Source organism: Aeromicrobium sp. 50.2.37 (assembly GCF_024655735.1).
In the GTDB taxonomy this organism is placed as follows: Bacteria; Actinomycetota; Actinomycetes; order Propionibacteriales; family Nocardioidaceae; genus Aeromicrobium.
In genome coordinates this window covers 22,305-44,668 of sequence record NZ_JANLGG010000018.1, presented here as the reverse complement: position 1 = coordinate 44,668, position 22,364 = coordinate 22,305, and the positions used below count along the sequence as shown (strand labels likewise).

The window sequence follows — 22,364 nt, the reverse complement described above, 5'->3', positions numbered from 1 at the left end:
TGATGTGGCGCTGCGAACACCCCCCTGGGTGAATCCCCGCCGCGGCGCGATGGAGCACCGTGACCCTTCTGCGCACCCCCCGGCTCGCCGGGACCCCTGACCGTGCGACGGCCCAGGCCCCGCGTGACGTCCCCGACGCCACCGTCGCCCGGCTGCCGCTGTACCTGCGGGTCCTCGCGTCGTTCGCCGACGCCGGCGCCACGACGTGCTCGTCCGTCGAGCTCGCCGAGGCGGCCGGGGTCAACCCGGCCAAGGTGCGCAAGGACCTCTCCCACCTGGGCTCGTACGGCACGCGCGGAGTCGGCTACGACGTCGAGTACCTGCGCTACCAGATCGCCCGGGGGCTGGGGCAGACGCAGACCTGGGACGTCGTGATCGTCGGTGCCGGGCACCTCGGCTCGGCGCTCTCCACCTACCCGGGCTTCAGCCCGCGCGGCATCCGGGTCGCCGCGGTCGTCGACACCGACCCGGACCGGGTGGGCTCGACCATCGGCGACCTGCAGGTGCAGCCGCTCGCCGCGCTCGACTCGCTCGTGTCCGAGCAGGGCATCGCGATCGCCGTCGTGGCCGTGCCGGGCGACGCGGCCCAGGACGTCGCCGACCGGCTGGTCGCCGCCGGCGTCACGAGCATCCTCAACTTCGCCCCGGCCGTCCTGCAGGTCCCCGACCACGTCCAGGTCCGCAAGGTCGACCTCTCCGTCGAGCTGCAGATCCTGGCCTACCACGAGCAGCGGAAGGCGGAGACGGCATGAGCGTCCTGGTCGTGGGCATGTCCCACCGTTCGGCCCCGATCGACGTGCTGGAGCGCGCCTCCCTCGACACGGACGCGGCGGTCAAGCTGGCCCACCGTGCCCTCGAGTCGGCGTCGGTCACCGAGGCGGCCGTGATCTCCACGTGCAACCGCGTCGAGGTGTACGTCGAGGCCGACCGGTTCCACAACGCCCTCGAGGACGTTTCCCACCTGCTCGCCGAGCAGGCCGGCATGGGCCGTGAGGACCTCGTGCACCACGCCTACGTGCACTACGACGACTCGGCCGTGGCCCACCTGTTCTCGGTGGCCTCCGGCATGGACTCGATGATCCTCGGCGAGAGCCAGATCCTCGGCCAGGTGCGGCAGGCGCTGCACACCGGCCAGGCCGAGTCCACGATCGGCTCGGCGCTGAACGCGCTCTTCCAGCAGGCGCTGCGCATCGGCAAGCGCGGCCACGCCGAGACGGGCATCGACCGGCTCGCGCCCTCGACCGTCACGGCCGGCCTCGACGCTGTCGGCCCGGTCGTGACCGCTCCGGGGACGCGCTTCCTGGTGGCCGGTGCCGGCACCATGGCGAGCCTCGCCGTGCGCACGCTCGTCGAGCGCGGCGTGGCCCCGCACCGGATCATGGTCGCCAACCGCACGTTCCAGCGGGCGTACGAGCTCGTCGCCACGTTCGGCGTCAGCGCCGTGCGGTGGGAGGCCATGGACGTCGAGCTGTCCGCGGCCGACGTCGTCATCAGCTGCACCGGGGCGGCCGGCTCGGTGTTCGCCACCGACCGCGTGTCCCGCGTCCTCGACGCCGGTCTGTCCAACGTCACCGGTGAGCTGGTCTTCGTCGACCTGGCGCTGCCGCGCGACGTCGAGGCCGGGGTGTCCGAGCTCGAGTCCGTCAGCGTCATCGACCTCGTCACGCTGGCGGCTCGCTCGGAGAACGCCGAGCTCGCGGCCGACGTCCAGCAGGTCCGCGCGATCGTCGACGACGAGGTGCGCAGCTTCCTGGCCGCCAAGAGCCAGTCACGCGTCACGCCGACGGTCGTGGCGCTGCGGAGCATGGCGACCGAGGTCGTCGAGGCCGAGACGAGCCGTCTGCTCGGCCGGCTCCACGGCCTGCCGGACGAGCAGGTCGACCAGGTGCGCCTGGCGCTCAAGCGGGTCGCCGACAAGCTCATCCACGCCCCCACCGTGCGCGTGCAGCAGCTGGTCGACGGGCCGGGGGGTCTCACCTACGCCGACGCGCTCTCCGACCTGTTCGCGCTCGACCCCGCCGCGGTCCAGGCGGTCACCCAGGTGAAGGGGGAGAAGGCATGACCACCACCCCCCAGCAGCCTGCGCGTGAGACGCCCCTGCGCCTGGGCACCCGCGCCAGCGCGCTGGCCACGACCCAGTCCGGCCACGTCGCGGCTCGGATCACCGAGCTGACCGGTGTCGAGGTCGAGCTCGTGACCATCAGCACCGAGGGCGACCGCAACCAGGCGCCGCTCACGCAGATCGGCGGAACCGGGGTGTTCGTGGCGGCGCTGCGCGAGGCCGTCGTCGACGGCACCGTCGACTTCGCGGTCCACTCCCTCAAGGACCTGCCCACCGCGGCGGACCCGCGGCTGGCCCTCGCCGCGGTGAGCGTCCGTGAGGACCCCCGCGACGTGCTCGTCGCCCGCGACGGCCTGACCCTGGGCGAGCTGCCGCGTGGTGCGCGCGTGGGCACCGGCTCCCCGCGTCGCGAGGCCCAGCTGAACGCCCTCGGCCTGGGGGTCGAGGTCGTCCCCGTGCGCGGCAACGTCGACACCCGGATCGCGAAGGTCCGCTCCGGCGACCTCGACGCCGTGGTGCTGGCCCGCGCCGGCCTGCTGCGCCTGGGACGGGAGTCCGAGGCCACCGAGGTCCTCGACCCCATCCAGGTCCTCCCCGCCCCCGGACAGGGGGCCCTCGCCTGTGAGTGCCGCGTCGACGACGACGCGACCGCTCGCCTGCTCTCCGTGCTCGACGACCCGGACACCCGGGCCGCCGTCACGGCAGAACGTTCCCTGCTCTCCACCTTGGAGGCAGGGTGCAGCGCACCGGTCGGAGCTCTCGCCGACGTCGTCTGGGGCGACGACGGCGACGAGCTGTGGCTGCGCGCCGTGGTCGGAGACCCCTCCGGCTCACCCACCATCCGCCTGTCCGCCTCCGGCTCGCTCAGCGAGCCGGCAGCGGTCGGCGAACGTCTCGCTGCCGAGATGCTCGCCGAAGGCGCAGCCGAGCTGATGGCCACCCCCGCGGTCGGTCCATCGATCGGTTCCGCCTCATGACCACCCGGCAGTCAAGGAAGAAGACCACCACCGTGACACCACCCACCACCGCCACCGTCGAAGCACCCGCGAAGAAGGAGCCCGCCACGAAGCGCAGCCCCAAGCCGCTGGGGCACGTGAGCTTCGTCGGCACGGGACCGGGCGACGCCAGCCTGCTGACCGTCCGCGCGGCCGAGCTCATCGCGCAGGCCGACGTCGCCATCATCGAGCAGCCCGAGCAGGCTGCCCTCGTGCCCGAGGGCGTCGAGATCGTCGACGGCGGGCTCGGTGAGGACGGCGTCGTCCTCACCCACGCCGCGCGTGCTCGTCTCGTGGTGCGCCACGCGAAGACCGGGGCGCACGTCGTGCGGCTCGTGAGCGGCGACCCGTTCACGTACGCCACGGCGCCCGAGGAGGCTGCGGCCTGCGCGAAGGCGGGCATCGCCTTCGAGATCGTCCCCGGCGTCTCGTCGGTGACGGGCGTCCCCGCCTACGCGGGCGTGCCGCTGACCAACAAGGCGCACCGCCAGTACCGCGTCGTCAGCGTCGGCGACGCGTCGATCGCCTGGCCCGACCACGCCGGCACCGACACCCTGGTGCTGCTGTCGGCCGTGGCGCGGATCGGCGAGATCGCCGCGGGCCTGATCGAGGCCGGCCGGTCCGCCGAGACCCCCGTGGCCATGACCCGCGTCGGCACCACCACCGAGCAGTCGACGGTCGTCTCGACCCTCGCCGACATCGCCGTCGACGCGAGGGCCGCGGGCATGACGTCGCCGGCCATCACGGTCGTGGGCGAGGTCGTGGCCATGCGCGAGGCGCTCTCGTGGTTCGAGACCAAGCCGCTGTACGGGTGGCGCGTGCTCGTGCCCCGCACCAAGGAGCAGTCGGCCGGCCTGGCTGCGCGTCTGCGGTCCTACGGCGCCGTGTCCGAGGAGGTCCCCACCATTTCGGTCGAGCCGCCGCGCAACCCCCAGCAGATGGACAAGGCCGTGCGCGGACTCGTCGAGGGCCGGTACGAGTGGGTGGCCTTCACGAGCGCGAACGCCGTCAAGGCCGTCCGCGAGAAGTTCGAGGAGTACGGGCTCGACGCGCGTGCGTTCTCCGGACTCAAGATCGCCGCCGTGGGCGAGAAGACGGCCGAGGCCATCGCCACCTGGGGCATCAAGGCCGACCTGGTCCCGAGCGGCGAGCAGTCGGCCCGGGGCCTCCTCGAGGACTGGCCGCCGTTCGACGAGCTGCTGGACCCGATCAACCGGGTGTTCCTGCCGCGCGCCGACATCGCCACCGAGACGCTCGTGGCGGGTCTGCAGGAGCTCGGCTGGGAGGTCGACGACGTCACGGCGTACCGCACCGTGCGGGCGGCCCCGCCGCCGGCGCCGACCCGCGAGGCCATCAAGACCGGCAAGTTCGACGCGGTGCTCTTCACGTCGAGCTCCACGGTGCGCAACCTGGTCGGCATCGCGGGCAAGCCGCACGCGTCGACGATCATCGCGTGCATCGGCCCGGCCACGGCCCAGACGGCCGAGGAGCACGGTCTGCGGGTCGACGTCATGGCCGAGCAGCCGTCGGCGGAGGTGCTGGCCGACGCGCTGGCCGCCTTCGGTGCGGCGCGCCGTCTCGAGTTCCTCGAGGCCGGCGAGCCGGTGCTGAAGCCGTCGCAGAAGAAGCCCTCGTCGCGTCGCAAGGCCTGACGTGGGACCTGTCCAACGACCGCGCCGTCTCCGCACGACGCCCGCCATGCGGGCGCTCGTGCGCGAGACGCGCACGGAGCCCTCGCAGCTGGTGCTGCCGATGTTCGTGGCCGAGGGCCTGCGCGAGCCGCGGCCGATCGCGAGCATGCCCGGCGTCGTCCAGCACTCGCGTGACTCGGCGCGGCGTGCCGTGCGCGAGGCCGCCGACCTCGGCCTCGGGGGCGTCATGCTGTTCGGCGTCCCCGAGCACAAGGACGCAGAGGGGTCCGGGGCGCTGGCGGCCGACGGCATCCTCAACGTCGCCCTCGCGGACGCGCGCGACGAGGTGGGCGACGACCTGCTCGTCATGGCCGACCTGTGCCTCGACGAGTTCACCGACCACGGCCACTGCGGCGTGCTCGACGACCACGGACGTGTCGACAACGACGCCACGCTCGAGATCTACGGACGGATGGGCGTGGCGCAGGCCGAGGCCGGGGCCCACCTCGTCGGTCCCAGCGGCATGATGGACGGCCAGGTCGGCGTCGTGCGGTCCGCCCTCGACGCGGCCGGGCACACCGACGTGGCGATCCTGGCCTACGCCGCCAAGTACGCGTCCGCCTTCTACGGACCGTTCCGCGAGGCCGTCGACTCCTCGCTGCAGGGGGATCGCGCGACCTACCAGCAGGATCCGGGCAACGCCCGCGAGGCGCTGCGCGAGACCCTGCTCGACGTGGCCGAGGGTGCCGACATCGTCATGGTCAAGCCGGCGATGGCCTACCTCGACCTCGTCGCGCTCGTCCGCGCGCACGTGAGCCTGCCGGTCGCCGCCTACACGGTCTCGGGGGAGTACTCCATGGTCGAGGCCGCCGCCCAGCAGGGCTGGATCGACCGCGACCGGACGGTCGACGAGACGATCACGTCGATCCGCCGTGCCGGCGCCGACATCGTGCTGACGTACTGGGCCGCCGAGCTCGCCCGTCGCGCCTGAGCCCTTCGGGTCCGGTGGCGTCGTCGTCGTGACGACGTGCGCGGCAGTGATCCCCGCCGGTCGCGGCGAGCGGGCAGGGAACGAGGAAGCCCCCGGTCGACGACGACCGGGGGCTTCCAGCAGGGCGATCAGCCCTTCGTGTACTTGTCCATGCAGGTCTTGAAGCGAGCCGCGTGGGTGCTGAGCGGCAGCGCCGAGACCTCGAGCGCGCAGCGCAGGTTGGCCTCGGTGGCCGAGAGCAGGTCCGTGACCGGCTTGGTGACGGGGGCCAGCGGCGTGTCCTCGACCGCGCCCTGGACGGCACCGCCGACCGTGGAGCCGCCACCGCCGCCGGAGGAGCCACCCGTGGATCCGCCGGTCGAGCCCGTGCCACCACCGGTGGACCCGGTCCCGCCACCGGTCGACCCGGTGCCGCCGGTCGAGCCGCCCGTGGACCCCTTGCCCGATCCGCCCTTCGACCCGCCCGAGGCCTCGCTCTGGCGGACCTTCTTCTCCTTCTTCGCGGCGTCCTGACGCTGCGAGGGGGTCAGGGTCTGGTCGAAGGAGCGGCTGGTGAGCACCGAGCCCGTGGACGTGCCGTTGGGGGTGGCGGTGAAGTCGCCGCCCGCGTAGGCCTTGCTGATGCTCAGCACGAGGTCGACGTAGGAGGAGGAGTTGTTGTAGCGCCGCACGGCCGCGGCCGCGTCACCCTCGTCGGAGAGGTCGCCGCTGCCGGAGCACAGGTAGATGCCCGACGCGGTGGCCGCGTCGTTGATGTTCTGCGGGTCCTTCTTGCCGTCGCCGTCGGCGTCGACGCCGACCGAGCGCCAGGTGCCGGGGATGAACTGCATCGGGCCGACCGCACGGTCGTAGACCGAGTCCTTGTCGAGCGCGCCGTTGTCGCTGTCGGTGATCTTCGCGACGCCGTCGCGGCCGTCGAGCGGGATGCCGTAGATGCCGGGCTTGGCGACGCCCTTGGAGTCGAGCGCGTTGCCACCGGTGCGGCCGTGGTTGGACTCGACGCGGCCGATGGCGGCGACGAGGTTCCAGGGCAGGTTGCAGGAGGCGTCGGCCTTGGCGAGCAGCGTCTCGGCGCGGCGGTAGGCGTAGAGCGCGGAGGCCGGGATGCCGTTGGTGGACAGGGTGGCGAGGGTGCCGGAGGCGCCGGCGCGCGAGTCGACGCCCGCGGGCTCGGCCTGCACGCTGGCCGGCTTCTCGAACGCCGTGGCGGGCACGTCGGGGACCTCGTCGGCGCTGACCCGGTCGTCCGCCGTGGCGAGACCGGAGTTGCCGATCGCTGCACCCCAGGCGACGACGAGCAGGCTCATCGGAACCAGGGCGCTGGCCTTCTGCCAGCGGCTGAGCTTTCGTGCTCCCATGGAATAGGTGTCCTCCCCCGTGACCTCGTGGCGTCGGTCACAGTAAACGGATGTTACCGGTCGGGCCGCCTCCCGGCAAAGTGGTCCGCGTCTCATCAACGACGTACGTGTCTGCCAGGTTACGGCCGACGGTGCCCCCCTGCGACCCGGTTGAGACAATGGACGGGTGACTTCGACTCCCGTGTCCCAGCAGTGGTTCGACCGCGCCGTGCAGGTCTCGCCCGGCGGTGTGAACTCCCCGGTGCGAGCGTTCCGTGCGGTGGGGGGCACCCCCCGCTTCATGGTCTCGGGCCAGGGGGCCTGGCTGCGCGACGCCGACGACACCGAGTACCTCGACCTCGTGGGGTCCTGGGGCCCGATGCTGCTCGGCCACGCGCACCCCGAGGTGATCGCCGCGGTCACGGCTGCGGCGGCCCGCGGCACCTCGTTCGGCACGCCCAGCCCGCCCGAGGTGGAGCTGGCCGAGGAGATCGTCGGGCGCGCTCCCGTCGAGCAGGTCCGGCTGGTCACGTCGGGCACGGAGGCGACCATGTCGGCCATCCGCCTGGCGCGCGGGTTCACCGGTCGCAGCCGGGTGGTCAAGTTCGCCGGCTGCTACCACGGGCACGTCGACTCGCTCCTGGCCGAGGCGGGGTCGGGCGTGGTCACCCTCGGGCTCCCCGGCTCGCCCGGGATCCCCGCCCACGTCACCGCCGACACGATCGTGCTCCCCTTCAACGACCGTGACGCCGTGGCGGCGGCGTTCGCCGAGCACGGCGCCGACATCGCGTGCGTGATCACCGAGGCCGCGGCCGGGAACATGGGCGTCGTCGCGCCCGAGCCCGGGTTCAACCGCTTCCTGTCCGAGACGTGCGCGGCGCACGGGGCCCTGTTCGTGAGCGACGAGGTGATGACGGGGTTCCGCGTCACGCGCTCCGGGCACTGGGGCCTCGACGGGGCGGTCGAGGGGTGGCGGCCCGACCTGCTGACCTTCGGCAAGGTCATGGGCGGCGGGTTCCCCGCGGCGGCCTTCGGGGGTCGCGCCGACGTCATGTCGCTGCTGGCGCCGAGCGGGCCGGTCTACCAGGCCGGGACCCTCGCCGGGAACCCCGTGGCCTCCACGGCGGGGCTCACCACCCTCCGCCTCGCCGACGACGCCGCCTACGCCCGCCTCGACGACTGGTCGGTCCAGGCACGCGGCCTCGTCTCGTCGGCGCTCGACGAGGCCGGGGTGCCGCACGTGGTGCAGAACGTCGGCAGCATGTTCAGCGTGGTGTGGGGGCTCACCGAGCCGGTGCGCGACTTCGCGGGCGTGCAGCGCCAGGAGACGTACCGCTACACCGCGTTCTTCCACGCCATGCTCGACGCCGGCGTGTACCTGCCCCCCAGCGCCTTCGAGTCCTGGTTCGTCTCGGCGGCACACGACGACCGCGCACTCTCTAGGATGGCCGAGGCGCTGCCCGCCGCCGCTCGTGCTGCTGCCGCAGCGACGCCGGCCCCCCAGGAGGCAGCCGCTCCGTCATCGGTAGAGCCGTCGACCATCGCAAGGACCCCCTCATGAGCGAACGCACGATCGTCCACCTGATGCGCCACGGCGAGGTGCACAACCCCGAGGGCGTGCTCTACGGCCGGCTCCCGGAGTTCTACCTCTCCGACCTCGGCCACCAGATGGCCGTCAAGGCCGCGGACTTCCTGTCCAAGCACGAGATCGTCCACCTCGTGTCCTCGCCGCTCGAGCGCGCCCAGCAGACCGCGGCGCCGCTCGCCACCCTGCTCGAGGCGGAGGTGACGATCGACCCGCGGGTCATCGAGGCCGACAACCTCTTCGAGGGCCGCACCGTCGGGGCTGAGCCGAAGGCGCTGGCGCACCCGAGGAACTGGTGGCTGCTGCGCAACCCGTTCCGGCCCTCGTGGGGCGAGCCGTACCAGGACATCGCGACGCGCATGCGGGCCGCCGTGGCCGACGCGCGCGACGCCGCCCGCGGCCACGAGGCGGTCATCGTCTCCCACCAGCTGCCGGTCTGGATCGCACGCCAGGCGTTCGAGCAGAACTCGTTCGTGCACGACCCCCGCAAGCGCCAGTGCACGCTCGCCAGCATCACGAGCCTCACCTTCGACGGCGACGACTACGTCGGCTTCACCTACGCCGAGCCCGCAGGCGACCTGCTGCCCGACGACCTCAAGGCCGGCAAGAAGTTCGTCGGAGGCGCCTGACCCGTGACCCGATCCTTCCCCCGGCGAGGTGGCGTGCTGCTGCTCGTCGTGACCCTCGCGGTGCTCGCCGGCTGCTCCGGTCGCGGCACCGAGGGCTCCACGGGCGGCTACGTGAGCGGGAGCCGCTTCGTGAGCCTCGTGCCGGTCGACGAGCGCGAGGAGGCGCCCGTCCTGGAGGGTGAGGACCTGGCGGGAGAGACGGTCAGCTCGGCCGACTTCGCCGGCACGACCCTGGTGGTCAACGTGTGGGGCTCCTGGTGCCCGCCGTGCCGCAAGGAGGCGCCGGTGCTGCAGGGGGTCGCGGAGCAGTACGCGGACCGCGGCGTGCAGTTCCTCGGGCTCAACGTGCGCGACCAGGAGGCCGCGGCGCGAGCCTTCGAGAAGCGCATCGGCACGACGTACCCGAGCATCGTCGACACCGACGGTCGCCAGCAGCTCGGGTTCGCCGACAGCCTGCCGTCGCAGGCCATCCCGACCACCTGGGTCATCGACGCCGAGGGTCGGGTGGCGGCGAGGATCATCGACCCCGACCTGCGTGCGTCCACGCTCTCGGGCGTCCTCGACGACGTCCTGACGAGCCGGTCATGACCGACTGGTTCGCGGACACCGTCCTGTCCGGGTCGCTGCTGCTCGCCGTGCCGGTGGCCGTGGTGGCCGGCCTGGTGTCGTTCTTCTCGCCGTGCGTGCTGCCGCTGCTGCCCGGCTACCTGTCCTACGTGAGTGGCGTGGGCGTGCAGGACCTCGAGACGTCGGGCCGGTCGCGCCTGCTGCTCGGCTCCGTGCTGTTCGTCCTGGGCTTCACGGTCGTGTTCGTGGCCGGCGGTGCCCTGTTCGGCGCGGTGGGCCAGCAGCTCTACGACTACCGGCGGCTCATGTCGATCGTGCTCGGCCTGGTGGTGATCGTGCTGGGCCTCGTGTTCAGCGGCGTGCTGCCGGTGCTGCAGCGCGAGGTGCGCGTGCACGCCGTGCCCGCCGTGGGCGTGGCCATCGCCCCCGTGCTGGGCGTCTTCTTCGGGCTGGGGTGGCTGCCCTGCATCGGCCCCACGCTCGGTGCCGTGCTCACGCTCGCCAACACCGAGGGGACGCTCGAGCGCGGCGCCTTCCTGACCTTCACCTACTGCCTCGGGCTGGGCCTGCCGTTCGTGGTCGCGGCGCTCGCCTTCGGCCGGTTCATGGGTGCCGTCCGCTGGGCCCGCCGCCACCAGCAGACGCTGCAGCGGGTCGGTGGCGGCCTGCTCGTCGTCGTGGGGGTGCTGCTGGTGACCGGTGTGTGGGACGCCCTCGTGACCGACCTGCAGACGTGGGCCGGCGGCTACGGGGCGGCGATCTGATGGCCCGCGAACCTCGTGAGCGCCCCGACCTGGCGCCTGCGCTCGGCACGGTCGAGACCCTGCGGTGGGCGTGGCGCCAGCTCACGTCGATGCGCACGGCGCTCCTGCTGCTCCTGCTGCTCGCCGTGGCGGCGATCCCCGGCTCGATCGTCCCGCAGCGCGGCGTCGACGCCCGGGCGGTCGAGGCGTTCCAGGCCCGGCACCCCGACCTGACGCCGTGGCTGGAGCGGCTTGGTGTCTTCCACACCTACACGTCGCCCTGGTTCAGCGCGATCTACCTGCTGCTCATGGTCTCGCTCGTGGGCTGCATCCTGCCGCGCACCCGGGTGTACCTGAAGGCCGTCCGTGCTCGACCGCCCAAGGCCCCGCGCAACCTCGAGCGCCTGCCCGCGTCGGCCGTGTTCGAGACGGACGCCGACGTCGAGGAGGTGCTGGCCGTCGCGCGCGAGACGCTGCGCGGCCCACGTCTGCTGCCCACGCGCATCGACGTCGTGCGGGGGTCGGAAGGGGCTCCCGGCGGGGGTGCCGGGCCGGGGGCGGCGAACGACACCGGCGGGGGTGCCGGGCCGGGGGCGGCGAACGAGACCGCCGAGGTCCGGGCGGAGCGGGGCTACCTGCGCGAGCTGGGCAACCTGGTGTTCCACACGAGCATCGTGGCGGTGCTGGTCGGCGTGGCCGTGGGGGCGCTGTTCGGCTACCGGGGCGCGGCGATCGTGACGCAGGGCGACGGCTTCGCCAACGTGCTCACGCAGTACGACGAGTTCTCCTCGGGTGCGCTGTTCGACACCGACGACCTGCCGCCCTTCTCGCTGCAGCTGGACCGGATGATCGCGCGGTTCTGGACCGAGGGGCCGCAGCGGGGCGCGCCGCGACTGTTCGAGGCGTCTGGCTCCTACCGTGCCGGCGTCGACGGCGCGGAGAAGCCGTACGAGATCCGTGTCAACCACCCGCTGGCCGTCGACGGCACGTCGGTGTTCCTCGTGGGCCAGGGCTACGCGCCCGTCATCAGGGTCACGGACGCCCAGGGCGACGTCGTGTTCGACGGCGCGGTCCCGTTCCTGCCCGCGGACGGCACGTACACCTCCAACGGCGTCATCAAGGTCCCCGAGGCGCAGCCGGAGCAGCTGGGCTTCCAAGGCTTCTTCCTGCCGACCGCGGTGTCGGACGGCACGGAGGAGGCCTCGATCTCGGCCTTCCCCGGCGCCGTCAACCCGCTGCTCGGGCTGTTCGTCTTCCACGGCGACCTCGGCATCGACGACGGGCTCCCGCAGTCGGTCTACGTGCTCGACAAGGAGAACCTCGAGCAGTACAAGAACGCCGACGGGTCGAACTTCCGGGTGAGCCTGAGCCCCGGCCAGGAGGCCGACCTGCCCGACGGCGGCACCATCGAGTTCGTCGACCTGACTCTCTTCGCCCGCTTCCAGATCGCGTCGACGCCGCTGGTGTGGCTGCCCCTCGGCGGCATCAGCATCGGCATCGTCGGGCTGGTGCTCTCGCTGGCGATCCGTCCCCGCCGCACCTGGGTCCGAGCCCGTCGGGACGGCTCACGTACCGTGGTGGAGGTCGCCGCGCTCGACCGCGTCCCCCGGGACGACCTCGGCACGAGCCTCGACGAGCTGCTCGAGCGGCTGCGCAGCGGGCTCGGTGACCGGACCGATCCGCAGAAGGAGATCCGATGAACCTCGCCGACTACGCGCAGGTGTCGAACTACGCCATCGCCTCGGCCACGGGCATCGTCGCCCTGGCCTTCCTCGCGCACGTCGCCGAGTGGGGCTTCGCCCGGCGCAGCGCGCCCACGTCGGCGCAGGTCCCGGTCACCGCCGGTGCCCCCTCCGAGTCGGTAGACGACGACGCAGCTGCCTCGCCCGAGGAGTCGCCGAGCCGTTCCGACGTCCTCTCGTCGATCGCCTACTCGCTCGCCGTGCTCGCGAGCGTCGTGCTGGTCGTCGGCATGGTCTCCCGCGGGCTCGCTGCGCAGCGGGTGCCGTGGGGCAACATGTACGAGTTCGGCGTCGGCGGTGCCCTGGTGGCGCTCGTCGTCTACGTCGTCGTCGCGCGGATCTCGCCCATCGAGTGGCTGGGCGGCATCGTCACGGGCTTCGCGCTGGTCGTGCTCGGGATGGCGTCGTCGACGTACGTCCCGGCCGGTCCGCTCGTGCCCGCCCTGCACTCCTACTGGCTGGTCATCCACGTGGCCGCGGTCATGATCGCGGGGGCCTTCTTCCTGCTCGGCACGGCGGCGTCGGTGCTGTACCTCGTCCGCGCCCGCGCCGAGGAGAACGGCACCGTCGGCCCGACGCTGTCGCGGTTCCCGACCGCCGCCGTGATGGACCAGCTGGCCTACCGCGTGATCGCCGTGGGCTTCCCGCTCTGGACGTTCGGCGCCCTCATCGCGGGCCCGATCTGGGCGCACTACGCCTGGGGCCGCTACTGGGGCTGGGACCCCAAGGAGGTCTGGGCGTTCATCACGTGGGTGGTCTACGCCGGCTACCTGCACGCCCGCGCCACGGCCGGCTGGAAGGGCAAGCGCGCCGCGACCATCGCGATCGTCGGCTTCGCCACCTTCCTGTTCAGCTACTACGGCGTCAACCTCTTCGGCTCCGGCCTCCACTCCTACGCCAAGTAACCCCCAAGTCTCTCCGTTTCGGACACTTGCGGGGCAGGTCGCCCCGTCGAAACGACCCGCAAGTGTCCGAAACGTAGAGACTGGCCGGTTGTCCACAGGGGCGCGTTGCCCCGCGACCGGGGTGCGGCCACGGTGGGGCGATGGAACTGCCCACCGACCGACCGTTCACCGTGCGGGAGGCAGCGGCGCGCGGGGTGACACGCGACGTCCTGCGGAGTCGTCGGTTCCGGCGTCTGCTGCGCGGCGTGTACGTCGGAGCCCACGTCGCGCTGACCCTGCGGGTGCGGCTGCTCGCGGTGCTCCTCGTTCTCCCTGACGACTGCGCGGTGAGTCACCGCACGGCGCTGGCCCTCTGGGGACACGACACCGGGGGAGCGGGACTGGAGCTCTCCACCCGCACCGAGCTGCGCACCCGTCTGCCCGGGGTCGTGCTGCATCGTCGACTCCACCCGATCCAGACCGTCGAGCGCGACGGCCTCCGGGTGACGACGCCGGAGCGGACCTTCGTCGACTGCGGGACCCGGCTCGGGATCGTCTCGCTGGTGCAGGCGGCGGAGCACCTCCTGCGGACCGCCACGACGAGGAACGTCCTGGACACCTTCTGCTGGACCCATCACCTCCACGGCGTGGTCCGCGCACGGCGAGCGATGGCCCTGGTGCGGGAGGGAGCGGAGTCACCCATGGAGTCCCTGCTTCGGCTCATGCTGGTGTTCGCACGGTTGCCGGAGCCGCGGGTGAACGTCGACGTCCGCGACCAACAGGGTCGGTTCGTCGCGCGGGTCGACCTCCTCTACCCGCGGTGGAAGGTGGTGGTGGAGTACGACGGACGGCACCACGAGACCGACGCTCGGCAGTGGGCGCGTGACCGCTGGCGACGGGAGGCGCTCGAGGCCCTCGGGTACCGGGTCATCGTGGTGGCGGCCGCCGACCTCGCCGAGCCCCGGCAGATTCCCTGGCGCGTTCATCGCGCCCTGGTCGAGCGCGGCTACGACGGACCGCCTCCGGTGACGAGCGTCCAGTGGCTTCGCTGGTTCACTCGGGCTCCCGTCGTGGACACTTCCGGGGCGCGTAGAGCCGCCTGACCCACCCGCAACTGTCCGAAGCGGGGAGACGGCGTGGGGTCAGAGGCCGCGGAGGTAGTCGGGGTCGTCGTCGGGGCCGCGGGTGGGAGGGCGGCCACCGGGCCAGCCGTAGCCGGAGTCGCGCGGGGGGCGGCCCTTGCGGGGCTGCGAGCCCAGGAAGACCCAGGCCAGCGGGCCGACGAACGGGACCAGGATGACGACGAACCACGCCGGCTTCGGCAGGCCGCGCACCTGGCTGCGGGGCGTGGCCAGCAGGTCGAAGAACGCATACACCAGCAGCACCACGGCGACGATCGCGATCAGTGCCTTGCCCATGGCGACACCGTACCCGCGACCCTCAACCTCGGCCGGTCGACGGCCGGGCCGCGCGACGGGTGGAGCAGCCGACGACCACCCCGGCCCCGCCGTCGAGGGCGTGAGCGCGGGCGAGCGACCTGCCCCGATGCGTCGACCGATAACCTCGGGGCATGAAGGCCTTCTGGAGGTACACGCTCGCCCGGCTCAGCGTCCTGGCCATCACCTACCTGCTGCTGTGGGGCGTCGGCCAGTTCTTCCTGGAGTTCGACGAGCTGACGAACCTGCTCGTCCTCCTCGCCGCCATGATCATCTCCTCGATCATCTCGATCTTCCTGCTCGCGGGGATGCGCGAGGACCTCGCCGCGAACGTGCAGCAGCGGGCCGAGCGCATGTCGTCGCGCATCGAGGAGTCGCGCAGTGCCGAAGACGTCGACTGAGACCCGCGCCTGGATCGACGAGGCGATCCGCCGCGTCGAGGCCGACGCCAACCGCAGCGCCGACACCCACCTGCACGCGCTGCCCGTCGCCACGCCCGACGTCGACCTCTACCTGAAGGACGAGTCGGTCCACCCCACCGGCAGCCTCAAGCACCGCCTGGCCCGCTCGCTCTTCCTGCACGCCCTCTGCAACGGCTGGATCGGGCCGGACTCCATCATCGTCGAGGCGTCCAGCGGGTCCACCGCCGTCAGCGAGGCGTACTTCGCGCGGCTCGTCGGCCTGCCGTTCGTGGCCGTCATGCCGGCCGCCACGAGCACCGAGAAGGTCGCCCTCATCGAGTGGCACGGTGGCCGCTGCCACTTCGTGCAGAACGCCGCCGACGTGTACGACGAGGCCCGCCGCGTGGCCGCCGACTGCGGTGGCCACTACATGGACCAGTTCACCTACGCCGAGCGAGCCACCGACTGGCGGGGCAACAACAACATCGCCGAGTCGATCTTCGAGCAGATGTCGGCCGAGCGTCACCCCGTCCCGACGTGGGTCGTGGTCAGCGCCGGCACGGGCGGCACGTCGGCCACGATCGGCCGCTACCTGCGCTACCGCCGCCACCCCACGTCGTTGCTGGTGGCCGATCCCGAGAACTCCGCGTTCCTCGACGGCTGGGCGGAGGACCGGTCCGACGTGGTCACGGGCGCCTCGTCGCGCATCGAGGGCATCGGCCGGCCGCGCGTGGAGCCGTCCTTCGTCGGCGGCGTCATCGACGACATGCTGCGCGTCCCCGACGCCGCCTCCATCGCCACGATGCGCTGGACGAGCGACCGGCTCGGACGACTCGTGGGCGGGTCGACCGGCACCAACGTGTGGGCGTCGCTGACCCTCGCCACCCGCATGCACCGGGCAGGGGAGCAGGGCAGCATCGTCACGCTGCTGTGCGACGCGGGGGAGCGCTACCTCAGCACCTACTACGACGACGCGTGGCTGGCCGAGCGCGGCATCGACCTCGCGCCGTTCTCGGCGACGCTCGAGGAGTACGACGCGACCGGCTCCCTACCGGTGCCGGACGACCGTGGGGTCAGCTGACCTCGACGAGCGTCCACGACTCCACGCGCCCGTCGGCGAGCACGAGGTGGCCCAGCGTGCCGTGCGGCTGGCGTCGCTTGTCGGTGGGCGAGCCGGGGTTGAGGATCCGCAGGCCGTCGTCGGGGTCCTCGCTCGTCTCGTCCCACGGGATGTGGGAGTGGCCGAACACGACGACGTCGGCGTCGGGGAAGCGCCGACGCATGCGCCGCACGCGACCCTGCTTGGCGCCGGCGTCGTGGATCATCGCCACGCGAACGCCGGCGAGCTCGAGCTCGAGGGTCTCCGGTGCGCCCCACGCGGCGACGTCGGCACCGTCGTTGTTGCCCTGCACGACATGGACGGGGGCGAGCGCGGCCAGCTCGTCGAGCACCGACGGGACGCACACGTCGCCGGCGTGCAGCACCAGGTCGACGCCGCGCAGCTCCTCGGCGACGCGGTCGGGAAGGCCCTTCCAGAACCGCGGCGCGTGGGTGTCGGAGACGACGCCGACATGCACCCGGCGGGGGTGCCGGGCCGTGGGCGGCGAAGCAGCCCGGCGGGGGTGCCGGGCCGTGGGCGGCAGTTCGGCCGGGCTCACCGGCCCAGCACGAGGCCGAGCGCCAGTCCGGCCGACCACAGCAGCTCGGCGATGCCGGTCGTCTTGAGGACGGGGACGAGGGCCGGGCCCACGGCCCCGCCCACGACCGCGCGCACGGCGGGGAGGACGGGGAGCAGTCCCGGGAGAGCCAGCAGGGCCCACGGCGTCGCGCCGAGGCCGATCGCGACGGCGGCTGCCGCGGCGACCACCACGAGCGCGAGGTAGAAGGTCCGCGAGCGGGCGTCGCCGAGCACGACGGCGAGCGTGCGCTTGCCGGCCTCGACGTCGGTGGGGATGTCGCGCAGGTTGTTGGCCACGAGGATGGCGCAGGCGAGTGCGCCGACGCCGACGGCGGCCGCCCACGCCTCCCAGGGCAGCGACTCGACCTGCACGTACACGGTGCCGAGCACGGCGACGAGCCCGAAGAAGAGGAACACGCTCACCTCGCCGAGCGCGCGGTAGCCGTAGGGGTTGGCGCCGCCGGTGTAGGTCCACGCGGCACCGAGCGCGGCGACGCCCACGAGCAGCAGCCACCACGTGGTGGTGGCGGCGAGGGCGAGGCCGAGGAGCGCGCCGAGTCCGAGGAACCCGAGGGCTGCGGCCTTGACCGCGGCCGGCGACGCGAGGCCCGACCCGACGAGGCGCAGGGGGCCGACACGGTCGTCGTCGGTGCCTCGTACGCCGTCGGAGTAGTCGTTGGCGTAGTTCACGCCGACCTGCAGGGCCAGCGAGACCCCGAGGGCGAGCAGGGCCTTGGCCCAGACCACGTCGTCGACGAACGCTGCCACGCCGGTGCCCGCGAGCACGGGTGCCACGGCGGCAGGGAGGGTGCGGGGGCGGGCCCCCTCGACCCACTGCGAGAGGGTCGCGCTGCTGCTGTCGGTCACCGTGCTCCTTCGTCCTGGGGCACCTCGGCCCGGGGCTCCTCCGGTCGAGGGCTGCTCCGCGCGGGCTCCGCGAGGTTCGGTCGTCAGTCTGCCAGCGCCTACGCTGGGCGCATGAAGCAGCCGCCGTTCCCGTTCGTGCTCGTGGGGCTGACCGGTCTGTTCGTGTGGCTCGCGGTCACGACGGCCGGTGGCTGGCTGCCGCTCGCCGCGGGGTTCGGGGCGCTGCTCACCGGAGCGGCGGCGCTGTACCAGTCCCGTCCGGTGCGTGAGCCCGGCGACCCGATCACCGACGACGAGCTGGAGCCGGGGCCCTGACCGGAGCGGGCCCGGCGTCGCTGCGCCCGGTGGCGGGGCGGCCGCGTGAGGTCCTGGAGCTTCTCCGCCCGTGGGTCGAGGGCGTCGACACCGCACCTCTCGTCGTGCGGACGTCGGGAAGCACGGGCGACCCCAAGGACGTGCGGCTGTCGCGCGACGCGGTGCTCGCCTCCGCCACCGCCAGCGCGACGCGCCTCGGTGGGCCGGGCCAGTGGCTCCTGGCCCTGCCGGTCACCGGTGTGGGCGGCCTGCAGGTGCTCGTGAGGTCGCTGCTGGCGGGGGCCGAGCCGGTGCTGCTCGACGAGCACGCCGACCTGGATCGCGCCGTCGCCGCGATGCAGCCACCGACGGCGGCACCCCGGCGGTACGCCTCGCTGGTCCCGACCCAGCTGCACCGGCTGGCGCAGGCCGGACGACTCGACGTGGTGGCCTCGCTCGACGCCGTCCTCGTCGGCGGCGCGGCCGTCGACCCCGCCCTGCTGGAGCGTTCGCGCGAGGCGGGCGTGCGCGTGGTGCGGACCTACGGCATGAGCGAGACGAGCGGCGGCTGCGTGTACGACGGCGTCCCGCTCGACGGCGTGCACCTGCGCATCGTCGACCCGGCCGACGGCGTGGGGCGCGTCCAGGTGTCGGGCCCGGTGCTGTTCGACGGCTACGGCGACGAGCCCCGGGACGGTGCGTGGTTCGACACGGCCGACCTCGGCCGGATCGACGACGGCGTGCTGAGCGTGGTCGGTCGCGCCGACGACGTGGTGGTCAGCGGTGGCGTCAACGTGCCGCTGCCCGCCGTCGAGCGGGCGCTGCGCGCGCTGCCGGAGGTGCACGACGCGGCGGTCGCCGGCGTGCCCGACGACGAGTGGGGCACGCGCGTCGTCGCCGTGGTGGTGCCGGCGGACGCCACGTGCCTCGACGGCGTGCGGGCCGAGCGCCTGCGCGACGGCCTGGAGGAGGCCGGTGTGCCCCGGACGTGGGGCCCGCGCGACATCGTGCTCGTCGACGCGGTGCCGCTGCTGCCCGGGGGCAAGGTCGACCGGCTGGCCGTGCGGCGGCTCACCGGCGGGTGAGCCACCGCCCGTTCCAGGTCCGAACGGGGTCAGGCGGAGGCGACGGCCTGGTCGATCGGGGTGTCGCCGGACACGAGGTCCCACTGGCGGCCGATGCCCGACCCCGTGTCGAGGGACTCCGCGAGCACGGCGGCCACGTCGGCGCGGGGGACGTCGCCCCGGGCCGTGGAGTCGCCGAGCGTCACGGTGCCGCGCGCCGGGTCGTCGGTGAGGCGTCCGGGACGCACGATCGTCCAGTCGAGGCCGCTCCCGCGCAGGGCGACGTCGGCGTCGCGCTTGGCCTCCACGTAGGCGCGCCAGACGTCATCGGTGTCCTCGGGCAGCGGCAGGTCGACGCCGATGGCCGAGACCTGGACGAAGCGGCTGATCCCGGCGAGCTTCGCCCCGTCGATCGACTTCAGCGATCCCTCGAGGTCGACGCTCTTCTTGCGGTCGATGTTGCCGTCGGCGCCGCCGCCGGCGGCGAACACCACGGCGTGGCACCCCTCGAAGGCCTGGGCGAAGCCGTCGGCGTCCTGCTTCTCGATGTCGAGGCGGCGGGCGGTGGCACCGCGCTGCTCGACGTCGGAGACGTGGGCGTCGCTGCGCACGAGCGCGACGACGTCGTGGTTGCGGGCGCGGAGCTGGTCGATGAGGTGGAGGGCGATCTGGCCGTGGCCCCCGACGATGGCGATCTGCGACATGCCTCCACCGTGGCACGCCCCTGGTGAGGGTGCAGGTCCGGACGACGTGGTGTGCGCAGGCTCACCGTCCTGAGGAGGCGGTGTCCGGCGCGCCGGTGCGGGTGCCCCGGCGGCGATAGGCTCGGCCGGTGCACACCTTCGCCATCGGGATGCCCGTGCGGTTCCGCGGCATCTCCCGACGCGAGGGCGTGCTGGTCCAGGGCGAGGCCGGGTGGGGCGAGTTCAGCCCCTTCCTCGACTACGACGACGTGGAGTGCGTGCCGTGGCTCGCGAGCGCGCTCGAGGCCGCGCACCAGGGCTGGCCGGACCCCGTGCGCGACCGGGTGCCCGTGAACGCCACCGTGCCGGCCGTCGGGCCCGAGCAGGCGGCGGCGATCGTGCGTGCCTCCGGGGCGTCGACGGCGAAGGTCAAGGTCGCCGAGCGCGGGCAGTCGCTGGCCGACGACATCGCCCGGGTCGAGGCGGTGCGCGACGTCCTGGGTCCTGCCGGACGGGTGCGGGTGGACGCGAACGGGGGCTGGTCGGTCGACGATGCCGTCGTGGCGGTCCGGGCACTCGACACCGTCGGCACCCTCGAGTACGTGGAGCAGCCGTGCGCCGACGTCGAGGAGCTCGCGCTCGTGCGGCGCCGCGTCGACGTGCCGGTGGCGGCCGACGAGTCGATCCGGCGTGCCGCCGACCCGTACCGGGTGCGCGACCTCGAGGCCGCCGACGTCGCGGTGCTCAAGGTCCAGCCGCTCGGGGGCGTGCGAGCGTGCCTGCGGGTCGCCGAGGAGATCGGGCTGCCCGTCGTGGTCTCCAGCGCCGTCGAGTCCTCCGTGGGACTTGCCGCCGGGGTGGCACTCGCCGCGGCGCTGCCGGAGCTGCCCTACGCCTGCGGCCTGGGCACCACCTCGCTTCTCGACGGCGACGTGACGGACGCGCCGCTGGTGCCCGTCGACGGCTGGTTGCCCGTGCGCCGGGTCGACGTCGACCCCGCCGCCCTGGCGTCGGTGGCCGCCGACCTGCCGACCGCCGCGGCGTGGAGCGCACGGCTCGACCGGGTCGAGGCCCTGCTCCGCCGGGGTGACGCAGGGTGAGCGCGTCGCAGACCGCCCGCGCGCTCGTCCGCGCGCTGGTCGAGCACGGGGTGACCGACGCCGTCCTCTCGCCCGGGTCGAGGTCGGCGCCCGTGGCCCTCGCCCTGCACGCCGCCGACGCCGCGGGGCTGCTGCGCCTGCACGTGCGGGTCGACGAGCGGGAGGCCGGATTCCTCGCACTCGGGCTGGCGAAGGTGTCTCGACGCACCGTCCCGGTGGTCACCACGTCGGGCACGGCCGTCGCGAACCTCCACCCGGCGATGCTCGAGGCGATGCACGCCGGTGTCGGCGTCGTGGCCGTCACCGCCGACCGTCCCGCCCGGCTGCGGGGGACCGGTGCCAACCAGACCACGACGCAGCCGGGGATCTTCCCGGGCCTGGGCACGGTGCACGACGTCGCCTCTCTGGCGCTCGTGGACGACGCCCCCGCCCACCTCAACCTCGAGCTCGACGAGCCGCTCGTCGACTCCGAGGCGTGGGACCTCGAGGGCCTTCGGGCCGTGCCGACGGACCGGACGCCCCGGAGCGCGCCGGCCGGGCCGACGGTGCGCCTCGTCCCGGGTCCCCGCACCGTCGTGCTCGCCGGCGACGACGCCGGACCACGGGCCCGGATCCTCGCCCGTGAGGCCGGGTGGCCGCTCCTGGCCGAGCCGACCTCGGGCTCCCGCACTGGCGGCGCCCTGTCGACCTACCGGCTCCTGCTCGGCCACGAGCCCCTCGCCGGACGCATCGAGCGGGTGGTCTCCTTCGGCCACCCGACGCTCAGCCGGCCGGTCACGCGGCTCCTGGCCCGGACCGACGTCGATGTCGTCCACGTCGGCGACCAGCGCACCTTCCCGGTGCCGGCAGGACCACGCGTGTCCTTCGCCGGGGGTGTCGAGGTGGACGCTGCGGACGGTCCCGGGTGGCTCGCGGCGTGGACCGACGCCGACGCCCTCGCTCGAGGTGCGGTCGACTCCGTCGTGGCCGACCACCCCGACTCCGGGCTCGCGGTCGCACGCACCGTCGCCGAGGCGCTGCCGCAGGGCGGACTGCTCGTCGTCGGCGCGTCGCAGCCCGTCCGCGACCTCGACGTCGTCGCGACGCCGTGGGGCGTGGGGGAGCGTCGCCTGGTCGTCGCGAACCGGGGCCTGGCCGGCATCGATGGCACCCTCTCGACCGCGATCGGTGCGGCGCTGGCGCGGGACTCCTCCCGGGCCCTCGCCCTGGTCGGCGACCTCACGTTCCTGCACGGCAGCAACGGGTTGCTGGTCGGTCCCGACGAGGCGCGCCCCGACCTGACGATCGTGGTGGTGAACGACGACGGCGGCGCCATCTTCGCCACGCTCGAGCAGGGTGGACCGGAGCACGCCGACGCCTTCGAGCGGGTCTTCGGCACCCCGACGGGCGCCGACCTCGGCGCGCTGTGCGCCGGGTACCGGGTGCCGCACCGACGGGTGGCGCCCTCCGGCCTCGCCGCTGCCCTCGCCACCTCGCCGAGCGGGATCGAGGTCGTCGAGGTCGTGCTGCGACGCGACGACCGCCGTGCCCTCGACGTCGCGCTGCGCGCCGCCGCGACGGACGCCCTCGCCGGCTCCTGACCGCGCGAGGACGCACGGAGCGGTGCCTCGTCCGTCGAGGCCCGTCCGGTGGGCGAGAAACCGTGACAGTTCTGGTGTCATCGACCATGCCGGGA

Annotated in this window: 23 protein-coding genes; 18 read left to right on the top strand and 5 right to left on the bottom strand. The window is 73.5% G+C overall.

Annotated elements, in window-relative coordinates; all coding sequences use genetic code 11:
* Positions 1 to 68: 68 nt before the first annotated feature.
* The 5 genes from NUV38_RS11100 to hemB are packed head-to-tail and all read left to right on the top strand — an operon-like array spanning position 69 to position 5,679.
* Positions 69 to 752 carry a redox-sensing transcriptional repressor Rex gene (locus tag NUV38_RS11100; RefSeq protein WP_055966207.1) on the top strand — a complete coding sequence of 228 codons (684 nt, stop codon included), beginning with the start codon at positions 69 to 71 and terminating at the stop codon, positions 750 to 752.
* Complete coding sequence (locus tag NUV38_RS11095) at positions 749 to 2,062, top strand: glutamyl-tRNA reductase (protein ID WP_257729183.1); 1,314 nt, start codon at positions 749 to 751, stop codon at positions 2,060 to 2,062. Before NUV38_RS11100 ends, NUV38_RS11095 begins: the two co-directional genes overlap by 4 nt.
* A complete protein-coding gene (gene hemC, locus NUV38_RS11090; RefSeq protein ID WP_257729182.1) occupies positions 2,059 to 3,039 on the top strand; it encodes a hydroxymethylbilane synthase in 981 nt (326 codons plus the stop codon). Before NUV38_RS11095 ends, hemC begins: the two co-directional genes overlap by 4 nt.
* A complete protein-coding gene (locus NUV38_RS11085; protein ID WP_257729181.1) occupies positions 3,036 to 4,709 on the top strand; it encodes a bifunctional uroporphyrinogen-III C-methyltransferase/uroporphyrinogen-III synthase in 1,674 nt (557 codons plus the stop codon). The genes hemC and NUV38_RS11085 overlap by 4 nt, the downstream gene beginning before the upstream one ends.
* 1 nt (position 4,710) lies before the next feature.
* Positions 4,711 to 5,679: a porphobilinogen synthase gene (gene hemB / locus NUV38_RS11080; RefSeq protein WP_257729180.1), complete on the top strand. Its 969-nt coding sequence runs from the start codon at positions 4,711 to 4,713 to the stop codon at positions 5,677 to 5,679.
* Positions 5,680 to 5,807: 128 nt separating this feature from the next.
* On the opposite strand, the gene NUV38_RS11075 is transcribed toward hemB, so the two are convergent.
* On the bottom strand, positions 5,808 to 7,037 hold the full coding sequence (locus NUV38_RS11075; RefSeq protein ID WP_257729179.1) for a lytic transglycosylase domain-containing protein: 1,230 nt from the start codon (positions 7,035 to 7,037) through the stop codon (positions 5,808 to 5,810).
* Between the two features lie 166 nt (positions 7,038 to 7,203).
* Here NUV38_RS11075 and hemL point away from each other — a divergent pair, with 166 nt between their 5' ends.
* From hemL to NUV38_RS11040, 7 genes are all read left to right on the top strand, one after another.
* Positions 7,204 to 8,577 carry a glutamate-1-semialdehyde 2,1-aminomutase gene (hemL, locus tag NUV38_RS11070; RefSeq protein ID WP_257729178.1) on the top strand — a complete coding sequence of 458 codons (1,374 nt, stop codon included), beginning with the start codon at positions 7,204 to 7,206 and terminating at the stop codon, positions 8,575 to 8,577.
* Positions 8,574 to 9,230, top strand: coding sequence for a histidine phosphatase family protein (locus tag NUV38_RS11065; RefSeq protein WP_257729177.1), 657 nt, complete (start codon positions 8,574 to 8,576; stop codon positions 9,228 to 9,230). The genes hemL and NUV38_RS11065 overlap by 4 nt, the downstream gene beginning before the upstream one ends.
* A gap of 3 nt (positions 9,231 to 9,233) precedes the next feature.
* The gene (locus NUV38_RS11060; protein WP_257729176.1) at positions 9,234 to 9,818 is read left to right on the top strand and encodes a TlpA disulfide reductase family protein; all 585 of its coding nucleotides are present in this window, start codon (positions 9,234 to 9,236) and stop codon (positions 9,816 to 9,818) included.
* Positions 9,815 to 10,561: a cytochrome c biogenesis CcdA family protein gene (locus tag NUV38_RS11055; RefSeq protein WP_055963986.1), complete on the top strand. Its 747-nt coding sequence runs from the start codon at positions 9,815 to 9,817 to the stop codon at positions 10,559 to 10,561. Before NUV38_RS11060 ends, NUV38_RS11055 begins: the two co-directional genes overlap by 4 nt.
* Positions 10,561 to 12,240: a cytochrome c biogenesis protein ResB gene (locus NUV38_RS11050; RefSeq protein ID WP_257729175.1), complete on the top strand. Its 1,680-nt coding sequence runs from the start codon at positions 10,561 to 10,563 to the stop codon at positions 12,238 to 12,240. The genes NUV38_RS11055 and NUV38_RS11050 overlap by 1 nt, the downstream gene beginning before the upstream one ends.
* Positions 12,237 to 13,187, top strand: coding sequence for a c-type cytochrome biogenesis protein CcsB (ccsB, locus tag NUV38_RS11045; protein WP_257729174.1), 951 nt, complete (start codon positions 12,237 to 12,239; stop codon positions 13,185 to 13,187). The genes NUV38_RS11050 and ccsB overlap by 4 nt, the downstream gene beginning before the upstream one ends.
* A gap of 140 nt (positions 13,188 to 13,327) precedes the next feature.
* On the top strand, positions 13,328 to 14,269 hold the full coding sequence (locus NUV38_RS11040) for an endonuclease domain-containing protein (RefSeq protein ID WP_257729173.1): 942 nt from the start codon (positions 13,328 to 13,330) through the stop codon (positions 14,267 to 14,269).
* Positions 14,270 to 14,308: 39 nt separating this feature from the next.
* Here NUV38_RS11040 and NUV38_RS11035 read toward each other — a convergent pair whose 3' ends face one another.
* Positions 14,309 to 14,584 (bottom strand): PLD nuclease N-terminal domain-containing protein, encoded by a 276-nt coding sequence (locus NUV38_RS11035; RefSeq protein WP_257729172.1) that lies wholly within the window; start codon positions 14,582 to 14,584, stop codon positions 14,309 to 14,311.
* A gap of 152 nt (positions 14,585 to 14,736) precedes the next feature.
* On the opposite strand from NUV38_RS11035, the gene NUV38_RS11030 reads away from it, so the two are divergent.
* Together NUV38_RS11030 and NUV38_RS11025 are read left to right on the top strand one after the other, a co-directional pair.
* The gene (locus tag NUV38_RS11030) at positions 14,737 to 15,003 is read left to right on the top strand and encodes a DUF4229 domain-containing protein (RefSeq protein ID WP_257729171.1); all 267 of its coding nucleotides are present in this window, start codon (positions 14,737 to 14,739) and stop codon (positions 15,001 to 15,003) included.
* Positions 14,984 to 16,084, top strand: coding sequence for a PLP-dependent cysteine synthase family protein (locus NUV38_RS11025; RefSeq protein WP_257729170.1), 1,101 nt, complete (start codon positions 14,984 to 14,986; stop codon positions 16,082 to 16,084). The genes NUV38_RS11030 and NUV38_RS11025 overlap by 20 nt, the downstream gene beginning before the upstream one ends.
* On the opposite strand, the gene NUV38_RS11020 is transcribed toward NUV38_RS11025, so the two are convergent.
* Together NUV38_RS11020 and NUV38_RS11015 are read right to left on the bottom strand one after the other, a co-directional pair.
* Positions 16,077 to 16,580: a metallophosphoesterase family protein gene (locus NUV38_RS11020; protein ID WP_257729169.1), complete on the bottom strand. Its 504-nt coding sequence runs from the start codon at positions 16,578 to 16,580 to the stop codon at positions 16,077 to 16,079. The genes NUV38_RS11025 and NUV38_RS11020 overlap by 8 nt on opposite strands.
* Positions 16,581 to 16,657: 77 nt before the next feature.
* Positions 16,658 to 17,548: a 1,4-dihydroxy-2-naphthoate polyprenyltransferase gene (locus NUV38_RS11015; RefSeq protein WP_257729168.1), complete on the bottom strand. Its 891-nt coding sequence runs from the start codon at positions 17,546 to 17,548 to the stop codon at positions 16,658 to 16,660.
* A 111-nt stretch (positions 17,549 to 17,659) separates the two neighbouring features.
* Between NUV38_RS11015 and NUV38_RS11010 the strand changes: the two genes are divergently transcribed.
* Together NUV38_RS11010 and NUV38_RS11005 are read left to right on the top strand one after the other, a co-directional pair.
* On the top strand, positions 17,660 to 17,863 hold the full coding sequence (locus NUV38_RS11010) for a hypothetical protein (RefSeq protein WP_257729167.1): 204 nt from the start codon (positions 17,660 to 17,662) through the stop codon (positions 17,861 to 17,863).
* Positions 17,864 to 17,892: 29 nt separating this feature from the next.
* The gene (locus NUV38_RS11005; protein WP_257729166.1) at positions 17,893 to 18,927 is read left to right on the top strand and encodes an AMP-binding protein; all 1,035 of its coding nucleotides are present in this window, start codon (positions 17,893 to 17,895) and stop codon (positions 18,925 to 18,927) included.
* Between the two features lie 29 nt (positions 18,928 to 18,956).
* Here NUV38_RS11005 and NUV38_RS11000 read toward each other — a convergent pair whose 3' ends face one another.
* Positions 18,957 to 19,610, bottom strand: coding sequence for an SDR family oxidoreductase (locus tag NUV38_RS11000; RefSeq protein ID WP_257729165.1), 654 nt, complete (start codon positions 19,608 to 19,610; stop codon positions 18,957 to 18,959).
* A 128-nt stretch (positions 19,611 to 19,738) separates the two neighbouring features.
* On the opposite strand from NUV38_RS11000, the gene NUV38_RS10995 reads away from it, so the two are divergent.
* Both NUV38_RS10995 and menD read left to right on the top strand, forming a co-directional pair.
* Complete coding sequence (locus NUV38_RS10995) at positions 19,739 to 20,689, top strand: o-succinylbenzoate synthase (protein ID WP_257729164.1); 951 nt, start codon at positions 19,739 to 19,741, stop codon at positions 20,687 to 20,689.
* Complete coding sequence (gene menD / locus NUV38_RS10990; protein ID WP_257729163.1) at positions 20,686 to 22,269, top strand: 2-succinyl-5-enolpyruvyl-6-hydroxy-3-cyclohexene-1-carboxylate synthase; 1,584 nt, start codon at positions 20,686 to 20,688, stop codon at positions 22,267 to 22,269. The genes NUV38_RS10995 and menD overlap by 4 nt, the downstream gene beginning before the upstream one ends.
* Positions 22,270 to 22,364 lie beyond the last annotated feature (95 nt).